Source organism: Duncaniella sp. C9 (assembly GCF_004803935.1).
Taxonomy (GTDB): Bacteria; Bacteroidota; Bacteroidia; order Bacteroidales; family Muribaculaceae; genus Duncaniella; species Duncaniella muris.
The window spans coordinates 3,328,460-3,347,414 of sequence record NZ_CP039547.1; the positions used below are offsets into that span (position 1 = coordinate 3,328,460).

The 18,955-nt window shown below is 52.9% G+C and carries 17 protein-coding genes and 1 pseudogene; 6 read left to right on the plus strand and 12 right to left on the minus strand.

The window, feature by feature from the left end:
* Positions 1-2: 2 nt before the first annotated feature.
* From E7745_RS14180 to E7745_RS14235, 12 genes and pseudogenes are all read right to left on the minus strand, one after another.
* Positions 3-191 (minus strand): hypothetical protein, encoded by a 189-nt coding sequence (locus tag E7745_RS14180; RefSeq protein ID WP_240740333.1) that lies wholly within the window; start codon positions 189-191, stop codon positions 3-5.
* Positions 192-294: 103 nt separating this feature from the next.
* On the minus strand, positions 295-4,269 hold the full coding sequence (locus E7745_RS14185; protein WP_136409094.1) for a hypothetical protein: 3,975 nt from the start codon (positions 4,267-4,269) through the stop codon (positions 295-297).
* A gap of 23 nt (positions 4,270-4,292) precedes the next feature.
* Positions 4,293-4,754, minus strand: coding sequence for a hypothetical protein (locus tag E7745_RS14190; RefSeq protein WP_136409095.1), 462 nt, complete (start codon positions 4,752-4,754; stop codon positions 4,293-4,295).
* Between the two features lie 2 nt (positions 4,755-4,756).
* Positions 4,757-8,626 carry a hypothetical protein gene (locus tag E7745_RS14195; protein WP_136409096.1) on the minus strand — a complete coding sequence of 1,290 codons (3,870 nt, stop codon included), beginning with the start codon at positions 8,624-8,626 and terminating at the stop codon, positions 4,757-4,759.
* Positions 8,623-8,820 (minus strand): hypothetical protein, encoded by a 198-nt coding sequence (locus E7745_RS14200; RefSeq protein ID WP_136409097.1) that lies wholly within the window; start codon positions 8,818-8,820, stop codon positions 8,623-8,625. Before E7745_RS14200 ends, E7745_RS14195 begins: the two co-directional genes overlap by 4 nt.
* 47 nt (positions 8,821-8,867) lie before the next feature.
* The gene (locus E7745_RS14205; protein ID WP_136409098.1) at positions 8,868-9,344 is read right to left on the minus strand and encodes a hypothetical protein; all 477 of its coding nucleotides are present in this window, start codon (positions 9,342-9,344) and stop codon (positions 8,868-8,870) included.
* A 3-nt stretch (positions 9,345-9,347) separates the two neighbouring features.
* Positions 9,348-9,926 (minus strand): hypothetical protein, encoded by a 579-nt coding sequence (locus tag E7745_RS14210; protein WP_136409099.1) that lies wholly within the window; start codon positions 9,924-9,926, stop codon positions 9,348-9,350.
* Positions 9,923-10,273, minus strand: a complete 351-nt coding sequence (locus E7745_RS14215; protein WP_136409100.1) for a hypothetical protein — start codon at positions 10,271-10,273, stop codon at positions 9,923-9,925. The genes E7745_RS14210 and E7745_RS14215 overlap by 4 nt, the downstream gene beginning before the upstream one ends.
* Complete coding sequence (locus E7745_RS14220) at positions 10,260-10,742, minus strand: hypothetical protein (protein ID WP_136409101.1); 483 nt, start codon at positions 10,740-10,742, stop codon at positions 10,260-10,262. The genes E7745_RS14215 and E7745_RS14220 overlap by 14 nt, the downstream gene beginning before the upstream one ends.
* Before the next feature lie 24 nt (positions 10,743-10,766).
* The gene (locus tag E7745_RS14225) at positions 10,767-11,228 is read right to left on the minus strand and encodes an N-acetylmuramoyl-L-alanine amidase (protein WP_136409102.1); all 462 of its coding nucleotides are present in this window, start codon (positions 11,226-11,228) and stop codon (positions 10,767-10,769) included.
* 30 nt (positions 11,229-11,258) lie between these two features.
* Positions 11,259-12,197 (minus strand): annotated as a pseudogene (locus E7745_RS14230) (hypothetical protein); the annotation flags it as partial.
* Positions 12,198-12,218: 21 nt separating this feature from the next.
* Positions 12,219-13,094 (minus strand): HK97 family phage prohead protease, encoded by an 876-nt coding sequence (locus tag E7745_RS14235; RefSeq protein WP_136409104.1) that lies wholly within the window; start codon positions 13,092-13,094, stop codon positions 12,219-12,221.
* Between the two features lie 167 nt (positions 13,095-13,261).
* Here E7745_RS14235 and E7745_RS14240 point away from each other — a divergent pair, with 167 nt between their 5' ends.
* From E7745_RS14240 to E7745_RS14265, 6 genes are all read left to right on the plus strand, one after another.
* Positions 13,262-13,750: a DUF1804 family protein gene (locus E7745_RS14240; RefSeq protein WP_136409105.1), complete on the plus strand. Its 489-nt coding sequence runs from the start codon at positions 13,262-13,264 to the stop codon at positions 13,748-13,750.
* The gene (locus E7745_RS14245; protein ID WP_136409106.1) at positions 13,740-15,308 is read left to right on the plus strand and encodes a hypothetical protein; all 1,569 of its coding nucleotides are present in this window, start codon (positions 13,740-13,742) and stop codon (positions 15,306-15,308) included. Before E7745_RS14240 ends, E7745_RS14245 begins: the two co-directional genes overlap by 11 nt.
* A 1-nt stretch (position 15,309) precedes the next feature.
* Complete coding sequence (locus tag E7745_RS14250) at positions 15,310-15,726, plus strand: phage protein Gp36 family protein (RefSeq protein ID WP_136409107.1); 417 nt, start codon at positions 15,310-15,312, stop codon at positions 15,724-15,726.
* Between the two features lie 2 nt (positions 15,727-15,728).
* Positions 15,729-16,997: a DUF935 family protein gene (locus E7745_RS14255; RefSeq protein ID WP_136409108.1), complete on the plus strand. Its 1,269-nt coding sequence runs from the start codon at positions 15,729-15,731 to the stop codon at positions 16,995-16,997.
* A 122-nt stretch (positions 16,998-17,119) separates the two neighbouring features.
* Entirely contained in the window at positions 17,120-18,385 is a 1,266-nt protein-coding gene (locus E7745_RS14260; protein WP_136409211.1) for a phage minor head protein, read from the plus strand.
* Positions 18,386-18,477: 92 nt separating this feature from the next.
* Positions 18,478-18,711 carry a hypothetical protein gene (locus E7745_RS14265; protein ID WP_136409109.1) on the plus strand — a complete coding sequence of 78 codons (234 nt, stop codon included), beginning with the start codon at positions 18,478-18,480 and terminating at the stop codon, positions 18,709-18,711.
* Positions 18,712-18,955: the final 244 nt, after the last annotated feature.

An 18,955-nucleotide genomic window follows, 5' to 3' on the forward strand; every position in this document is an offset into this window, starting at 1 on the left:
GATTAGTCTGTTTTAGTCTGGTTGTTTATCTGCTCGTTAAGCCCGTCGATGAATGCCGGGGTTCCGTAATTGGCCGCGACCTCCGTGATGGTGCGTACCTCTTCGTCGGTATAGTCGGTAACACCCTCACTACGGTAGATTTTCATTGCGAGGGCATGCGCACGTATCCCATTCACATTAATGTAAATCATATCTGCCACACACTCTCTCGCGTCTCCTGTTTTATAAACAGACTTACTGATCCCTGCCGGAATCTTGAATCTTTGAAAATTAAGTTTTGTCATATTTCTGATTTTACGCATTATAACTCCAAATAGGTGCAAGCACCATTATTTCGCAATTTGAGTCATTGCCCGTTTCGTCATCAGACATACCAATTGAGAAATGATCGTTGGCCACCTCAAACACACGAGCGTCAATCGTCCATGAACCATACCCACAAACAATGACCTTATATCCATTTGGAAAAAGTCCGCTTTCAAATGACACAACATATCGCCCGGCTTGCGACCGTTCAACTGTCATGTAACTACCCATATTTCGGTCATCCCATAACTTTCCATTTATAATCGCAGTTTTTGAAGATTCATTATAAGAAAGCCTCCCAAGCGCAAGCATTCTCGGGAAACGGCCTAAGTATCCGTTTGTTTCTCTAAAATTTTCCGGGCCGAATCTATTGGTCATAATCCATTCACACTCGTAGCTGTTTTCATTGTCGCTTTTCAAGAAATTCGTTATCTCTACAGTTTCTTGAGGAAGCACTACCACATCATAAGTATGATATTGGTGGCCGTAGGAACCATCTTTTGCACCTCGCCACGAGTATAGACCGAAAGTGTATATTCCACCACCTTTAGGCGACGAATTGTAAAAACGAATTACCTTCCCTATATCTTCATATACATCATCCCAAGGGAATGTCATATTTTTTACAACGCCCGCCTCTAATGGCTTCATGTGGATTATATTATTGCCATTGGTGAATCCGTTGTACCCGGCAGACAGATTAAGAACTCCGGTGAACTTACCATTGTGAGCCACGATACTTCCGTCTTCTTTAATCTGAATATTTCCATTTGCCGTAATAATACCCTCAAGTTTGATGTATTCAGCCTTGATTTTTACACCGTCCTGCCCAGCACCAACAAACGATTGGAGATTGCCTTCGCTGTCGATGGCATACAAACCCGACATTTGTGAGGTTGTCAAAATGCCAGATTCGGCAAGCACCTTGCCATCGGGGCCAAAGTTCTGCGCCGAAATTCTTATCAGTTTCTCGCTCTGCTCAAACAGTGTGCGGTATTTATATGTAAGTGCCTCTACCTTGTCGGTGGACAGCACGAGCATATACAAATATATCTCACCAGAGAAACTAAGTTTGAAGTCTCCGGTCCCATTCCAAAGTCCGTCACAAGAGAACTGCTGATAGCCGTCAGTGGGATTCAGATCCGTGGCATATTCGAATGAATTGAAATTCTCGAATCCGGTCTTGTCAACATTCTCGAATCCGACTTTCAGCACCCCACTCTTTTTTACTTTGTAGAAGAAGCTCAGATACACCGGCAACGGCTCTTTCTTGCCGTCGGAGTTGGTGCGGAACGTGGGTTTGCTGCGTAGGTCGACATTCTTCTGGAGTATGTATTTGTCAACGATTCTTACGACCGTGCGGTCTGAATCACGGGTGACACTCGCGCAGTTCCCTTTCTTTATCAGGACGTTGTTGTTGACCCAAAGCCATTTGTTGCCGACAAGGAAGAACACGGCCTCGTTGGATGTGTCCCACTTTTCCATCCCCAAAGAGAATGTCGGGTTGCTCAGATAGCCTTTGTCAGCCACGAAGTCCTGGCGCACTGCTTCGATGGAGCTTGTGATTCGACCCTCGACTATTTCAAACTTCGTCTTTATATCCTCACCTGTAACCAACAGGAATGTGCCTCGCAGATAGGCGTTATCGCTGTACACGCCGTTGCCGTGGGGCTGATTATCTGCAGGGAACCAGTCGTCGGTAATGCCGTCAAGGTTGCCGAACCGGGCGCGTAGACAGCTGGAGAAATTCTTGTCGCGCACACCATCGAGGACATCGATACGTGGCTGCCCTTCCTCGGTGGCCGATATGAGTATGAGGTTCTGACGCTTGGGATCGGAGGTATTGCCCATCAGCACACACTCGTCGCCAGGCATCGGTACCGCCCCGGCAAATTCTGTTGCCGGAATAACAACAGTGTTACCGCTTACGTTTGCGATTTCTACCCAGTAGCTCTTAAGGTTACCGCCGGTGAAAGTCTGGCAGCGCATGAGGTCATGGGCAACGAAAGTGTTATCCTGCTCGAAGGTGATTATATAGTGACCATTGACACTCTGCACCTCCTTGATCTTGCCGTTGGCCGCCGACACGCATATCTGGCCGCCCACGCTCCGGATCTTCTCGACGAGCAGTTCGAACACGGTCATGATCTGACGCACGGTCAGCCTGTCGACCGTCAGGTGCGACAGCCCGTTCTCAAGCCATATACGCCACCCCTCTCCAGCGAATCCGTCAACGAATTTCGGGGAGCTTAACAGGGCACGCACAAGGAGAGTAAGAAGTTCGGCATTGCCGGCACCGTCTATGGTTCCGCCCTGGGTGCCGGGAATAAAGTCGCCTGCATCCAGTCCTTCCTCGAAGATAATCTTCTTTTTGGCCCGGTCGGGGCTGTTCTTGCTTATGAATTCCCGTTGGCTGCGCCGGGCGGAAAAAAGGTTGTTGTCGGTGGGAACAGTCCTGTCCCAAGTGCGTATGATGTCCGGCATCGAGATGGAGCCGGCTATGTCGCGGATATATGTCCGGGTCTCCCCGATACTGTCAGACACCTTCTGCATGGTGCTCCGGCTGAGCGCGTCGCTGATCTCGATGTCCATGCGCGACGGAAGGTTGACCTTGCGCGTTATCCTGGTGATGCGGCTGTCGCGATAGCCGGTGCCGGGGAAGTACTTGTCACTCTCAAGGCGCACCCTCTGTCCGATGCTGAGCCTGACAGCGTTCTCCTCTATCCATACATGGTCGGTCGGGGCCTTGAAAACCGCGATGTCGAGGGTATGCTCCTTGTTGAAGGCATTGACAGCAGTCAGCAGTTCCTCTTCGGCAAGGGAGTAGTATTCGTCCGGCATATGGAGGTTCCACAATATGTATCTGTCGCCTGGCTTGGGTATGAGCTTGTCGCCGGGTAGCTGCATGTCGTTGTCATACGGCCATATTGTGATAATCTCGAACTCGCGGGTCTTGCTGTCGAAATTTACCTCGAAATAGAATGTACCGTTATCTTCATCACCCTGGCCGGCAAGTTCGCTCCCCTCCTGAAAGGACACACGGATGACCTTGCCGCCTATCATGTAGTCGGTGGGGTCGAATGGCAGACTGTTGTCGGTGAAGTAATAGACATCGTATGTATTGCCGTCCTGCCCTTTCCGGGTCTCGCTCCTGGCTCTGCTGACAGTGCCTATGCGCCTGGGGTAGATGTCGGCAAAGGCGGATTCCTCGTAATGGTCCACGATGCCGTATTCGTCGGAATAAGCCTCTACATACTTTTGTCCACCCGGAAGCTGCAGACGCGAAAAGCCATATTTCGATGGGTCAATATTCCTTGAGCTTCCTTTCGGGAACAGTCTTGTGTAGAATTTGACATTGTTCGCTGTGCCGGGATCTATCGACAGCAAGCCCTTGTCGTATCCGAGTGTTATGGGTTCTCCATGCTCGCAACGACAGATGTTGACGGTCTGCCCCTCGGCCCACCATTCGGCACCGACTTTCTCGGCTATCTCCTTGAGCGCCTCGTCGCAGTATTTACCGAAATAGTCAATGGTGATGTTCTCGGTGCCGTTCACCTGTCCTACCTTCCAGTCGGTGATATTGCCGCATGCGTCGTTCATACATTTCACTATCATGGCCACATGCTCCCGTGGGGGTGCGGTCAGCGTGAACACCGGGTCCTGCTCGTTGTCGACTGTCTTAAGCACGAGCCAGTTCTTTATCAGGCTCTCAATTCCATAGAGTTTGAGGTCGTATGTCCATTCGCGTGTGGATTTCTGCTTCGGGCGGTATCTCTCGGTGAGCCAATAGTGCTCCCCCTCGAAATCGGCGTAGTCGTACACATCAAGGGCTATGTGCTCGTACAGAGTGAAGGAGAGCGTCAGGACATTGTCGCCCTGAACTTCCTTCGACTGTACGGAACTGTCATTCGGGGATAGTTCCGCCTTGGGGATACCGTATCTATCGTATATCGTTATAAGCATGTTTGAATGGCGTTATAATATGGTTAGAATGACGGCTCCGGCTCCTTGAATTTGACTTTGAACCGGCCGGCCTGGACTCCCTCTTTCCACAGGTAGGTAAGGGACTTGAAATCGGTGTTGTCGACATAAAACAGGCGCATGGTTAGTCCGAGTGACGGAAAGCGCATAGTCAGCCATCCGTCTTTGCCCTGTTTTATAAATGTCAGGAACTTGCTGTAGCGGTCAATCCACTCTTCTATTGTGGGGGCGAATATTGCAAAGTGAAGCGTGATGTCGCGCTCCTGGTTCCGCACGTCGAGTTTCGGGGAATATTTTGTGCCGTTATGTTCACGTATGTCTACACCCACATGAGCCTTGACCTTGGATGCTTTCAGAATGGCATTGAGGTTCTCTCTGCCGCCTCTCTTTTCCTCGGTCAGAAACGCTCCGAACTCTTTCCATATATCGGCGCCGTTGATTATTACAAGTCCGTCAAGTTGGTACATGGCTATATCTTTATTCCGTCTCTTATAATCTGCTCTAACTTCTCGTTTATCTCCTTCGTTTCTTTGGCGGTGGCCGAGGTATTCTCTTCGATCTTGCGGAGATGTTCCGTGGCCACGTTCATCTTGTCGGAAACATTCTCCACATTCTCATCGATGGATGCTGAGTGCATCTGTATGCTCGTGCCGATACCCTCAAGCTTGGTTCCCTGATCCTGGGACATGGCGGTATATACCCCTGATTTCCCGGACTGGGAACTCCCGGCTGTGTCAAGGTCTATTCCGGCCGCATCGGCGATACCGTCGAGCCTGTCGTTGGCTGCGGACATGGCCTGTTCAAAGCGTTGCTTCCAGTTCTCAAGGTAAGCCTTGTCTGCCGTGCCGGCAATGAGGTGTTCCGACAATTCGTTGTAAAGCGGCTCAAGCACTTTTGCAAGATCCTTGTACATGAATCCGTTCAGGATGGCATTGGCGAGCGTGTCCTCGGTGAATTTTCCGAGCTCGGACATATCCCCTCGCATAGCCTTTAGTGCATCTCTGGCATTTGAGAGGAAACTGTCGAATGACACTCCCATAACCATTTCGCGCATGGAGTTGTAGCATTCCTCGATATTCTGCTTGAGTTCCTCGATGGTCTTGCCGCTTGCCACCCATGCCTCATAATAGGCCCGGGCTTCGCTGCTCAGTTTGTTCTGATTATACCAAAGCTCTATCTGCTGTGCCGAGTAGCCCCGCAAGTCCCATGTTGCAGAGCCTCCGTTCAGGGAATTACCCCACTCGTAATGCCCCTGGCTCCCCTGGAGCCTGTTCCACAAGTCATCCCAGACAGCAGTCTCGCTGCGTAGGTTCTTCGTGTACTCATCAAGTGCCGATGACTGCGCCTCCCACACGCTGACACTCGCCGGCTTTGCATAGCCTCGTTCTATGAGCCAGTTGAGAAGCTCGACATCTTTTATTATGTCACTTATCTGGCTTTGGTTGGCGGCATATTCTGCTGTCCGCTCCCTGATGGCGCGGTTGGTCTCGATTTCGGCAATGTACCATTCACGTTTCATCTCCTCCATTTTCTCTTTCCATGAACTGAAAAGGGAGAAAATGGATGACAGGCCGTTCAAAGTGTTGGTAATACCACCGACAATATCGCCGGCCCATATCTGCGCTATGCCGGTACCCATGTCCATCGCACCGTCGCAGAAGGTCATTATCTCGTTCATCGAGTTCTTGAAGTTGTCGCCAAACACAGAACCGAGGGCATCGCCCCAACCGCGTATGGTGCTTGTGACCTCCTTGCCTTTTGATTGCAGATTCTTCAGGGCGCCGGTCACATCGCCGCCCTCCTTGATAGCCTTGTTTAGTTCAGACCATGAGGTGCGGAAGGCTGCAAAAGGATTGTCCTTTTCAAGCTGTTTCTTTATCTCCTGCACCTGCTTGAGCATGCGCCGGTATTCATCTACGGTTATCTTGACCGCCTTCTTGACAAATTTTCCGTCGGCATCCTTGACGGGTATGGAGATTTCCACCCCGTCACCGTCAACCTTTGCGTTTTTAAGGGTATCCTGTGCCTGTGTATAGAAATCTTTCAGCACCTTGTAACCCCTGTCGGACACAGTGCCGAAAAGTTTGTCGTAAAAATCGGATGACTGAAGGATCTCCCCCTCAAGCGCCAGTATCGAGTTCCGATATGCCTGTGTCCGTGCGGATATGGCGGATTCTATCTCCGTAGTGTCCGCACCCTCACCGCGCAGTCGATTGAGTTCCGCGTTGAGCACTTCCATGTCGGCACCGTAAGCCGTATCTATATCCCGGCGCCGCTGATCGAAATCCTTGTACTGCTGCAGGAGTTCGTTCAGTTTTTCCCGGTTCTTGGCTACCTCGTCATTTTCTACCTGTCGGACCGCACTCTCCATGCCGGATTGCGCAAGTGCGTAGGATTGACGGAGAGCCTTGTCCTGTTCGGGGGTAAGGCTCCCGTTCTGAGCTTCTCTCCATCTGGCTTCCTGTGCCTGAATCTCCGCAATCTGCTTTTCGTAATCAAGTTTTATCTGACGACGGCGTTTATCCGCACTTTCCTCCATCTGGTCTATGGCCTCCTGTTCGTTCTTCCAACGGAGTTTGCGCAGTTCCTCAGCCACTCTGCGCTCTTGCTCGATGCGCGGATCTTGCTCCGGATTGTCGGATGTGTCAGGTTTATCCGACTTTTCTGGTTCTATATCTGTTCCCGGCATGTTTGACATAACAGAATCAAGTTGGCCGGAAAGACGGTTCATTTCATCCACATAGCCTCCTATTATGTTGGTGGCGTTATCACGTGCTGCCTGTTGACGGCCAAGAGCATCAAGGTTGCCCTGTTTTTTTCGCATTTCGTTAATTATGCGTGCTCCTTCGGCATCCAAATTCTCGCCAGACTGTCCTCCATACTGTGAGTGCCATGTGGTGATATGAGAGCCTGCCGCGGCTCTTTCCTCCGGGGTGAGTTCCTGAAGCACAGCGTGTCCGCCGATGCCGAATCCCTGGCCGGTTCCTGACACGGCCCCGGCTTTTACAGGTTTCCAGTTGTATGTCTTGTTTTTCTCTATCTCCGACACCATATCATCAGCAACCTGCTGTATTCTTGTTTCGTATGCCTTTAATTCAGCGCGTATGATGATGGCGTTGAGCATGTCCTTTGTATGATCCCGGAATATTCTCTCCATGTCATTGACATTATCTATTTCCTTTCCGAGCTTGCGCCATTCATCTTTGGTGTCGGTGATGAATTTTTTCTTTTTGTCAAGACTGTCACCGAGATTTTCCCAAGCTCTCTTCAGCTTGAGGAACGACGCTATCTGGGAACCGGCCGACTCGACGACAGCACGGGCAAAATCCTCTTCCTGTTGCTTCCGTTTCTCAGCCTGCGCCTGACGCTCCTCCTCCGCCTTCTGAGCTGCCTTTGAACCTTTTGCAAACGCATACAACGCACCAACCACTGTTAGGCATGCCATAGCCAATATAACGTATGGGTTTGCTTTGGCCACGGCATTGAAGGCTGCCTGTGCTATTGTGGCCGCTTTGGTTACGATGACTCCTCTGCCCTGCGTCGCAGTCTTAATATTTTCTGCGGTTGCCAGGGCCTTTGTCTGAATGATATTAACTCCCTGCATAAGCGCTGACTGCTTTTGCAGGGTATTCTGCATTGAGCTCAATGCATTGCTCGCCACAAGGGCGGCCTGTAGTTTTGTCTGCGCCTCGACAAGATCCTCCTGACTGACTCCGAAAATCTCTGCGCCGGCAGTGGCCAGTCCGAATCCGTCAATAACCAGTTGAAGGGCTCCGGCCATCTGGTCGAACCCTCGCGTATCCGATGCCGCGTTGTTGATGGCCGCCGTGGTGTCGGCCATCGCGTCGCGTAGGATACCGGCTTGCTCGGTCAGTTCCTCTATATGTCGCTGCAGAGCCTTGCCCTCGGCCGAGGCCCGTTCCTCGTCGCTCAACTGGGCGTATGACACCATAAGTGTCGCAATCTCCTGTGTAAGATTGCGCAACTGTTGGCGCAGAGAGGTGTCGGCTCCTTCTGCCGCCCCCTTGAGTTCATTCTGTTTCTGAATCAGTCCGTCAAGGGCACCTTTCTCATCCTCCAGTTCCTTACGTGCCGCCTCAAGACGGGACTTGGCAGTCTGCCATTCCTGGCCCGGAGCGGCCTTCTTGAATGCTTTCTCAAGGCTTGCAACTTCTTTTTCCAGTCGTTTTATGTGCTTCTTCTGCTCCTCAAGGGATGCCGTGACCTCACGTAGCTCAATCTTGGCATCTTCCGAGAACTGCCTGACGACACGCCGGGCATTGGACAGCCCCGGCGTAAGTCCGTCTCGCATCAGAATTTCTATTTCGACCGGTTTCATTTGGTGAGTTCGCTTTTATAAAATCCGACTATTTCATTGGCCTCATCCTCCGCGCTGCGCTCAGTGTCTTCGGCTTCCTGGGATTTGCCGCCAGTATCGATATACCTGGGGGCATCGCTCAGCATCATTATGAGGGTCTGGTAGTTTACGTTATTAAGTATGTAGTCTATAGTCCAGCCTGTGGCACTCGCCACCTGCCATAAGAATCCGAAGGGGCTATGGGAATTCTCAAAGCGAGTCTTTAACTCCCCGTCGCGTTTTGGCTCAGACGCACCGTCAGCGGATTTGTACGCTCGGCGGATCTGATAATAGGTATAAAAGGGTCGGTACCCATCAGCGACACGAACTTGCGCACGGCCGCTATCTGGTATTCATATCTTACGAAGTGCCGGACAAACCATGTGAGCGGTTTTACGAAGGACGGGCGTCCGAGAGTCAGGGCTATCATTCGGCAGATCTTGTCACCGTGGTCGGCAAGGAAGCGCATCTGCTCATCCTTGCTGAAAGCTTCCATCTGCGCGCTCGTGACGTTCATTGACAGATATGTCCGGGCGATTTCTATCTGCCCGGACATACAGGGGCGCCGCATAGTTACCCTCAGTATTATAGGGCGTTTCCTGAATGGCAGCCGGAACTCCTTCAGGGGGAGGGAGACACCCACATTGAGGAGTGCCTCCGCTGCCTCCTGTTGGACTTGGCGGATTGTCTTTTCATCCATGCTTTATCCGGCCGAGGGTGATTCGCCCTTGGTCGGGGCGGCAGACTGGGATGCGACATTGGTGCCCATAGAGTCGGTGTCCTGTATGCGGTAAGGTGGCACGCCATCTTCCTCCGGCTTGTTGATCTTGAGTTGACACTCTATCTTAGACACCTCGGTAAGCGTGAGCTTGCCACCGGGGTTGGCGAGGATGGTGGCGTTGGGAATGGTCATGGTCTGCCCGGACACGAACTCAATTTCCCATTCGCCGGAAAGTTCTACAAGGGATGACGGGGCATTCCATCCCGTGATCTTCTTGTCCTGGCCGGTACCGGATTCTATCAGCGAACCGCCGAGTGATCTCTGTAGGTTCTCATAGTCAAGCTGAATGAGATTGAAGGTCGGGGAGATCTTGCCATTTGACTGGAGCAGGGTAAGGACAGGGGCGTCAGGAACTTGCTCGGCTTCCACATCGACTGATTCAGGCTTGGAGCCGCCCCAATCCCAGGAGCCTTTCTCGATGTAGCCGACCTTTTCAGCGGTTGTGCCGCCCTTCTTCTTGAATCGGACTTCGGCTATGCCGTAAATGAATTTCTTACTCATTTTTGTGTGATTTTAAAATTGAGAAAATAGATTAGTGCAATTGTGAGGATAAAGCCACAGGTAACCCCGCTCATATATATGCTAAAGGGGGATTTCCGGGACGCACGTTCCTCGATGACCGACTCGTGGTAATTTTCCAGTGCGTCACGTGCATTATGATAGAGCGCCTCGTAATATTCTACCTGGCGTTGCAGACTGTCGCATGTGCCGGTGATATAGATTATGCCGTCATGATGGGTGGCCTCTACATGCGCCCGGTCTTTGTTTTCACGGTAGGCCGCTCCCTCCGGCAGCTTAAGGAGGCTGTCCACGGATATCGCCATGTGCACCTGACTATCGGGAACCATCTGTGTCGTTATCACTCTGGTCACTGCCGCAGTCGTGTCGCTCTTCGCGGAAGTCGAAGATATCTGCTCCTGCTGAGTCTGCGTCTTTTGGGTTGTCGCGCAGCTTGAAAAGCACAGGGCAATAGTCAGCATGACGACAACCGGAAGCAGCCTCGACAGCCTTGCGTAATCGAGCCATTTCTCTCTTGGTAGAGGCCATCTCCTTTTTGGTGGCCTGCAGATCTGTTCGTGTGGCATTTAGTTCATCTTTTAATGGTTTGACGATGTTCTCCACCAGAATCCGGGTCGCGTTCTCGGTGTTGGTGATGCGCACAGTTTCGGCGTCTGCCTTTGCTTTCTCCGCATCAGCCTTTGCCTTCTCCGCATCGGCGTTGGCCTTGCGCACGGTTGCTTTCATGGTGGCCACTGCCACCATGAGCCCCACAAGGCCGGTGCCGAGAAGTATGTTGAGGATTTCGCTGGTGGACATCGTTGTGATTGGTTTACTGGGTTGTTACTGGTTTATACCGATTGACTTGAGCCATTTTTGAACGTCGAAGCTCGGACAGGCTTTGGCGGCGACCTCGTTGTGACCTATGATACGCACATCAGGGAAGCGGCGGTGAAAATCTTTCACATACGCCTCCATAGCCTTGCGCTGTGCCGGAGTCCGGGTGTCTTTGGGATTCATCGACCTGTCACAGCCGCCGGCATAGACGACATGACGGCTGACGGAGTTGTAGCCTTTGGCCCCATTGGTGATTTCCCACGGATCGACATTGGCGTCCTCGTTGTTATCTACAAGCCGCTCGACGGTGCCGTCAAGGTGAATGATGTCGGTATAGCCGACCTGCTTCCACCCCCTGCCGCCAGCCGACACCGGGCTAAGGTGCATCCGCCTGATGTCGGCGGCTGTCACCTCGCGCCCTTCGGGTGTCGCTGTGCAGTGCAGTACAAGATACTTCAACCGGGCCATAGCTTATTCCGTGGGAGCCTCCTTTTTGGTGAACTTGGGAGTGGCGCGGAAGTCGGCGACGATGAACTCTTCCCCGAAGGCGATGTTGGTATCAGCCTTCATGAGAATCTTGCAGAAGTAGAGTTCCGAAGCCGGTGCGTATTTGTCGATCTGGATGACGCTTTCGTCATTCTGAAGGTTGACAGCGGCGAAGAAGTTGCCATCGGCATCCGGCGAGCAAAGAGTGGCGACGATGACACCCTCGGGCCACGCAGCCACGGTTTCGATGGTGATGCCCTTGTAGCGCTTGCGGTTGACCTCTGTTTCGCTGGCGTTCTTGGCCTCGCGTTCGGTCAGCTCGTCGTCATACTTGTCGAAATCCTCGACGCTCATGATGATACGCAACGAGGGGTTGGAGCGCATGGCTTTGGGGATTCCTGCACGGACCGCTTTGAGCTTCTTCAGCATGGTGTCAGCCTTCGATACGTCGACCCACTTGTAGTCGGCGGCTTTGGCAGCCTGGGTGAGGATACCGTTCATGAGCTTGGTGTCATCCTCGCCATCGACGTATTCGCCATTGACGTAGTGGTCGCCGAGCTCGAACTGCACCTGCTTGGACAGTGCGTCGAGAAGCGCGTTCTGCGCCTCCGGGGGAAGTTGGGCGAACACAAGGTTTCCCTTGGGCTGCCACTTACGCCAGATCTGCTCGAAAGCGCGGGGGTTGAACAGGGTGAAGGCCATGAAGTCGTGTGGCTCGAGGGTCTGCTCCGACCAGTTGAAGTCACCCTTGCTGTCCTCGATGACGGGGTTCTCCTTGCGTTTCTGGAGCATACGTCCTGTCTTAAGACGGGGGATGCTGATCTTTTTCTCCACGCCGGGGATAACATGGATGAGACCCTTTTCCACAAGCTCGTTGCTCGTGGTGGCGACGGTGAGGATTCTCTCAAGTACCTCGCCGTTGTAATTGGTGTTGTCTACTCTGATTGCCATATCTGTATGGGGTTGGTATTGTTACTTATTGAGTTTTGCGCGGATTTCGTCCATGCGGAGTTCCCACGGGCCTTTCTTTGGAAGATCGTCGCCGGCGGGGGCTGTCTGGAGTGTGCCGCTGAGTTTCGGGGCCGGAGAGATGGCGTCGAGGGTGGCGTTGAGGGTTTCGATACCCACAGACTTGCCGAGGTCGAGGAAATGCTGCTTCTTCTCCGCCGGGATCTTTTTGGCGGCGATGGCCGCGTCTACGGCGGCCGTGACCTGTGATAGTTTGAGCTGCTCGTTTTCCCTACGGATGTTCTCCACATCGTCGTTGGCGGTTTTGAGTTCCGCGAGTTTCGCGTTGACGGCCGCCTCGTCTGCCGTTTCCGGCAAGCCCAGTGTCAGGGCGAGTGTCTTGATGTCCATTTGCGGTTGGTTGTTGGTTGGTTTATGATTCAGCCTCGGAAGGGGGCAGTCACCACCCTCGCTCAGCGTTATTAACTGTCCGTCCTTGTGGAGCCGGATTGCATCGTTGTTGGCTCCGATGTCGACAAGCGACACTTCGATAAGGCGCGCCTTTGTCACTGTCGCATAGCGCTGCCCCGACACGATAAGCTCCGCGGCGTCGCTTGTCTCGATGACCTCGAAGCCGATGCTCACCATGCGGAGCGAGCCGAAGTCCCACTGCTTCTTGCACTGGGTGGAAAGTTCGGTAGCCTCGTCGAATGCGAGCTCGCCGGTGATCTCGCCATTTTCTTTCTTTATGTCCTTTATAAGTCCGATAGCCTTGCCGCGGTTGTGCATATAAAGGAGTATAGGATTGCGCTCATACTGGGTGATGTCCACGCCATCGGTCAGGACGCGGTACCCGTAGCTGTTGAGCGTGTCGTTTGTCAGTCTTACTCTGTTGCCCATGTCTGTGCGATAATGATTTTTTCGGTGCAAAAGTGAGAGATAAACCGCTTGTTTCCAAAAAAGTGTGCAATGGTTGCACACTTGTATGCAATGGTTGCACACTTTTTTTGAAGGCACACCTCATATTCGCACTTTTGCAGTGCAAAAGCGCCAAAATCATTATCGACATGACAAAAGCTGAACTTGAAAATAAAAGAAACCTGGCACGCACCCTGTATCTTTCAGGGAAGGAGCAGACCGAAATCGCCGAGATGATAGGCGTGTCACGAGTCACTATATCCAAATGGTGTACCGCTGAAGGGTGGAAAGCCACCCGCGCTGCCAAGACCATCACTCGCCCGGAACTCATAAAGAAATTACTCCTGGCGACAAACACATTGCTCGACAAAGTCAACGAATCCGGCGACCTCGCCCTTATAGACAGCCTCGGCGACAAGCTCTCGAAGCTGACCGCCGCCATCGACAAGCTCGACAAGTCACAGGCCAATGTCGTGGCCGCCATAGAGGTGTTCACTGCTTTCTCCAAATATCTTGAATTCCGCGCTAAGACAGACCCGGAGGTAACCATCGAGTTCATCAAGAAGGTCAACAAGCTGCAGGACGGATTCCTCATCGAATCATTCAACAAGGGAGCACTCGTTTACCATGGCGACTAAACTTACAAAGGAACAGAAGGAGGCATTCGCGCAGTGGAAGGAACACTGCCGCGAAGTCCAGGCCATGACGGCGGCGTCCCTGTCTATCGTAAAGGAGTCGCCTGTCGAGAAGGAGCGTCGCATCAAACGGCTGCTCTCCAATTATGACGAATTCTGCGAGTATTATTTCGCACACTACCTCACCCTGCGCGACAAGACCACCGGGGAGGTTATCCGAGTGATACACAATGCGCCGTTCCACACCAAAGCGGCGCTCACGATAAAGAACACGCCAAATCTGAAGGCGGTGTTCAAATGGCCGCGCGGCCACGCCAAATCCACCCACATCGGAGTGTTCATTCCCCTTTGGCTGATTTTCCAGCCGAAGAGGCTTATCAATTTTATGGTCACTGTCGGCAAGTCTGAGGACAGCGCCAACCGTCTGCTCGGCGACCTTCAGGCGGAACTGGAATACAACCAGAAGCTCATCGCTGATTTTGGTGAACAGAAAAACCTCGGCTTATGGCTGCAGGGGGAGTTCAAGACCAAAGGCGGGGCAAAATTCCTCGCCGTGGGCCGCGGACAGTCGCCGCGCGGCCTCCGCGACCGTGAGGCCCGTCCGGACTATATTGTGATCGACGACCTTGACGATGACGAGCTCTGCCGCAATGAAAAACGTGTCAAGGAACTCACTGACTGGGTCAAGGAGGCTCTGTTCGGTGCGCTCGATGTTGGCCGCGGCCGCTTCATAATGGTCGGCAACCTTATTTCTAAAAAATCGGTGCTTGCCAATATCGCCGCTTCAAAGGGAGTGCATGTGTCCGAGATAAAGGCCGTCGACCGTGACGGCAACCCGGTGTGGGTTGAGAAGTGGACTAAGGAGGAGGCGCAGGCTGTCAAGGATTTCATGGGATACCGTGCTTGGGAAAAGGAGATGATGCACAATCCCATCAATGACGGCTCCATATTCCGGCATGAGTGGATACGCTTCAAGCGTATGCCGAAACTCGAAAAGTACGAGATGCTCGTGTGTTATACCGACCCGTCGTTCAAATCGACAACGGCAAACGACTACAAGGCTTGCCGACTGTGGGGCAAGATCGGGACAGAACTGCACCTCATTGACTGCTACGTCCGCCAGGACACAGTGTCCGGAATGGTACGCTGGCTCTATGACCTCTATGAGCGCACACGTGACCGTGTGGCAATATCCTTCTTCATGGAGGCCAATTTCATGCAGGACATCATCCTCGACGAGTTCGCCGCCGAGGGAAATATCCGCGGGTACCAGTTGCCCATACTGCCGGACACCAGAAAGAAGCCGGAAAAGGTGCAGCGCATCGAAGCGGTGTCGCCGCTGTGGGAGCGTGGTTTCGTATTTTACAACGAGGCTCTGAAAGAGTCCCCTGACATGGAGGTCGGCATCGAGCAGACCCTGGCTCTTGAGCGAGGCTCCCGCGTGCATGATGACGCACCGGATGCCGACGAGGGTGCTATCTGGTATCTGCAGCGCAGCACTCGTCAGGAAGTTTTCAAACCGGTGGCGATTCCCCGTCGCTCGCCTAAAAATATGTGGTAATATGTTTATAGATACCGAAGATTACAAAGTGGTGATTGGTGATGCGGCCTTGAAAGTCGTGTCGCAGTCATCACCTGAAAATATAGCCAATGCCGAGGCAGAGGCCATTGAGGAAATATCAGGCTATCTCCGCCCGGTATATGACACCGCGGCCATTTTCGCCGCAACAGGCAACGACCGCAACCGGCTTATAGTGATGTACACCGCCGACATTGTGCTTTATCACCTCACAGCTTCGCAGCCGCAGAAGATGGGTAGCGAAATCCGCAAGGAGCGATATGAGCGCGCTATAAAATGGCTCGAGGGCGTACAGGCAGGCAAAATCGTCCCCGACCTTCCTCTTGCCGGATCTGATGACGACTGCCCCGGCTTCGGCACCTCCTATTATTCATTTCCCAAACTTAGACACGACTGGTGATTATGGGCCGCAGACAGAACAGACCGAAACTCAGCCGGGCGCAGAAGGATGCCAAAAGCAGGATACAAAAGCAGACCTCCGTTATCCTGGAGCTGCACCGCTATGCGGAGTTTTTCTCAAAGAATGACATCGAGGACTGGCGCCGGGCGTGGCAGAGCGCGATTGATCCGCGCCACCCGTCCCGACAGAAGCTGTACGACATCTACCGCGACGCCATGACCGACTCGCATCTTTCGGGCTGCATACAGCAGCGCGTGGGGTTCGTTATGTCACGCTCGTTCAAACTCGTCAATGAGAACGGCGACCAGGACGATGCCGCAGGGCACCTGTTCGACCAGTCCTGGTTCAAGGACTTGTGCCGGCTCTGTCTGGAGTCGATATGGTACGGCCACTCGCTCATCGAACTTGGCGATGTCATTACCGACGGCGACGGCCACCCGGCTTTCTCCGGCGTGTCGCTCATACCCCGCAAGCACGTGATTCCTGAAAAGGGCCGAGTGGTGCAGCGCGTGGGCATGAACTGGGAAACCGGCATCGAGTTCCGGGAGCGTCCCTGGCGCGACTGGCTTATCGAGGCCGGGCGCCCGGATGACCTCGGATTGCTGCTGAAGGCCGCACTCCATACCATCCCCAAAAAGCACGCGATGACGTTTTGGGATTGTTTCGCGGAAATATTCGGCATGCCGTGGCGAATAGCCCGCACATCGACCCGCGACCCGAATGAGTTCAAGCGTCTGCAGGACATGATCTACAACGGCGGAGCCAATCAGGGCATGGTTGCCGGCATGGAAACGGAGATTCAGTTCGTGGAATCCGGCAAGGGGGACGCCTTCAACGTCTACGACAAGCGAATCGACCGCGCCAACTCTGAATTGTCAAAACTGGTGATAGGCCAGACCATGACCATCGAGGACGGCTCGTCGCTCTCACAGTCGCAGACCCACCTCGAGGTGTTCATGAATCTTGTGGAGTCTGACCGCGACTTCCTGCGCGACATCATAAACAATCAGCTTATCCCCATCATGGTCTTGCACGGCTTCCCTGTAAAGGGGCTGCGCTTCGAGTGGGATGACGCGGTTGACTATACGCCGGAGCAGCAGGTGGCATACGAAACGATGATTGCCGACCGCTACGAGGTCGACCCGTCGTATTTCGCCGACAAATACAATATGCCGGTCGGTGAACGACGCAATCCTATGGCTCTGTCCTCGGCTGAAAATGACAAAGAAGATGATAACGACAAAGAGGAGAAAAAACATTTTTTCGACTGAGCCCCTCTGACTACGAGGGGCTGCACAGACGCTATGCCTCCTTGCTCGATGGAGTGGTCATAGAGAACCTTGCCGCTCCCGGCGATGATTTGCGCAAGCGTCTGTCCTCGCTGTTCTCCGGCATGATGAAGTCGCTTTTCAAAGAGCAAGGAGCGCAGTTCCGCGTCGAACTTGTGGCCGACCCGGCTGTGCAGGAGTTTGTCAATGCTCATGCCTCAGCTCTCGACTCGGCCTTTCATAAGGTGGAGATGTCTGATGCAATGCGCCGACGCCTTACCCGGTCGAATTACATTTTCTCCGGCATGAAGGCTTTTCATGAGCTGCACGAGGCATTCCCGTCGCTGCTCGATGAGAACGGCAATAGAAAGCCATTCGAACGGTTTTTGAATGATGTTCAAAGCATCGACAAAACATATAATTCCAATTACCTCCGAGCTGAATATAACTTCGTGGCCGCATCTGCGGAGATGGCCGGCCGGTGGGAGCAGTTCATGCGCGACGGCGAACGATACAATCTCCAATACCGTACACAGCGCGATGACAAGGTGCGGCCGGAGCATGCCGCACTCGACCGTGTAACTCTGCCGCCTTCTGATTCATTCTGGGAGGAGTTCTACCCGCCGAACGGTTGGAACTGCCGCTGCACTGTCGTTCAGGTGCGCAAATCAAAGTATCCTGAAACTCCCCATGACGAGGCGATGCGCCTTGGAGATGAGGCCCTGCAGCGCGACACAAAAGGTATCTTTCGGTTCAACGCTGGCAAGGAGGGCAAATCCGTCCCGGACTACAATCCATATACCATCCGCCGTTGCTCGACCTGCCCTATCGCGAAAGGCGGCAAAGGCCGCAAACTGGCGTTTGTGCTGGATAACGAGGTGTGCCAGGCATGTGCCCTCGTTCACCAATGTGAACAGCTACGGGGCGAAGTGATAAAGCTCGGCAAAGGCACAATCGAGATAAGTCACCTTGTCGATCGTGCTGACGGGGATTATGATCGGCTGCTGTCTGTCGCACGGCATTTTGCCGCCGATGGCGCAAGGGTTGTTCTGACTCCCAAAATGACTCGCCCTGCAAGGTTTGAATACGACTGTGTGTACGGTTCGCTACGCGGAACCCGTTATGACGGCAAGTGTCCCGACCTAAAAATAGACGATTACTGGTACGAGCATGAGGGCTTTGTGACCGACAATCCCAAACGCGCTTTCTCTAATATGGTAAACCACGGACTAAAACAATCTGACCGAATTATCATTGACAAACCAGACCTTACTGACGCGTACATGAAGCGCGTAATAAATCAACGGTTAAAGGATGGTCACCATATCTCAGAAGTATGGTTAAACGAAAATGGCCACCTAAGGCTGCTATATAAAAAGTCAGAGGAATGATCGCTCATTCCTCCTTCTGCAACGAATCGGTGGTCATTAGCCACGGAATCGTTAGTGCAAAGATATAAACAATTCCTCAAACACAAAAGTTTATGGGTAAAATAATCTCATTTCTCAAAAAATCCAACCGCTACAAGCATCTTATAGGCGGTTTTATCGTAGGGTTGCTCGCCTGTGGCCCCTACCCTGCCACATACTCGGCCATCATAGCCGGTTCTTGTCTTGAGCTTAAAGACAAGCTGCACGGATGTCCGTGGGACTGGATAGACTGGCTTTCAACCGTAGCCGGAGGAGCGATGGCTGCTGTTTTATGGCTTTTGCTCTGAAACATTCCTATCGGAACACGGATTATGCGTAACTTTGCACTTTGTAAGGCGGTGTCCCTCAATAGGCCGTGTGGTCTATCGCGGCAACAACAACGCGAATGCGAATGGCGGCGTGTCGTACGCGAATGCGAATAACGATGCTTCGAATGCGAACACGAATGTCGGGTCGCGCCTGGACAACCATTAATCGGCGTACATCACCGGGGACGTGTCCCCATCGAGGTGCCGAGAGGGGCAAGCCTCG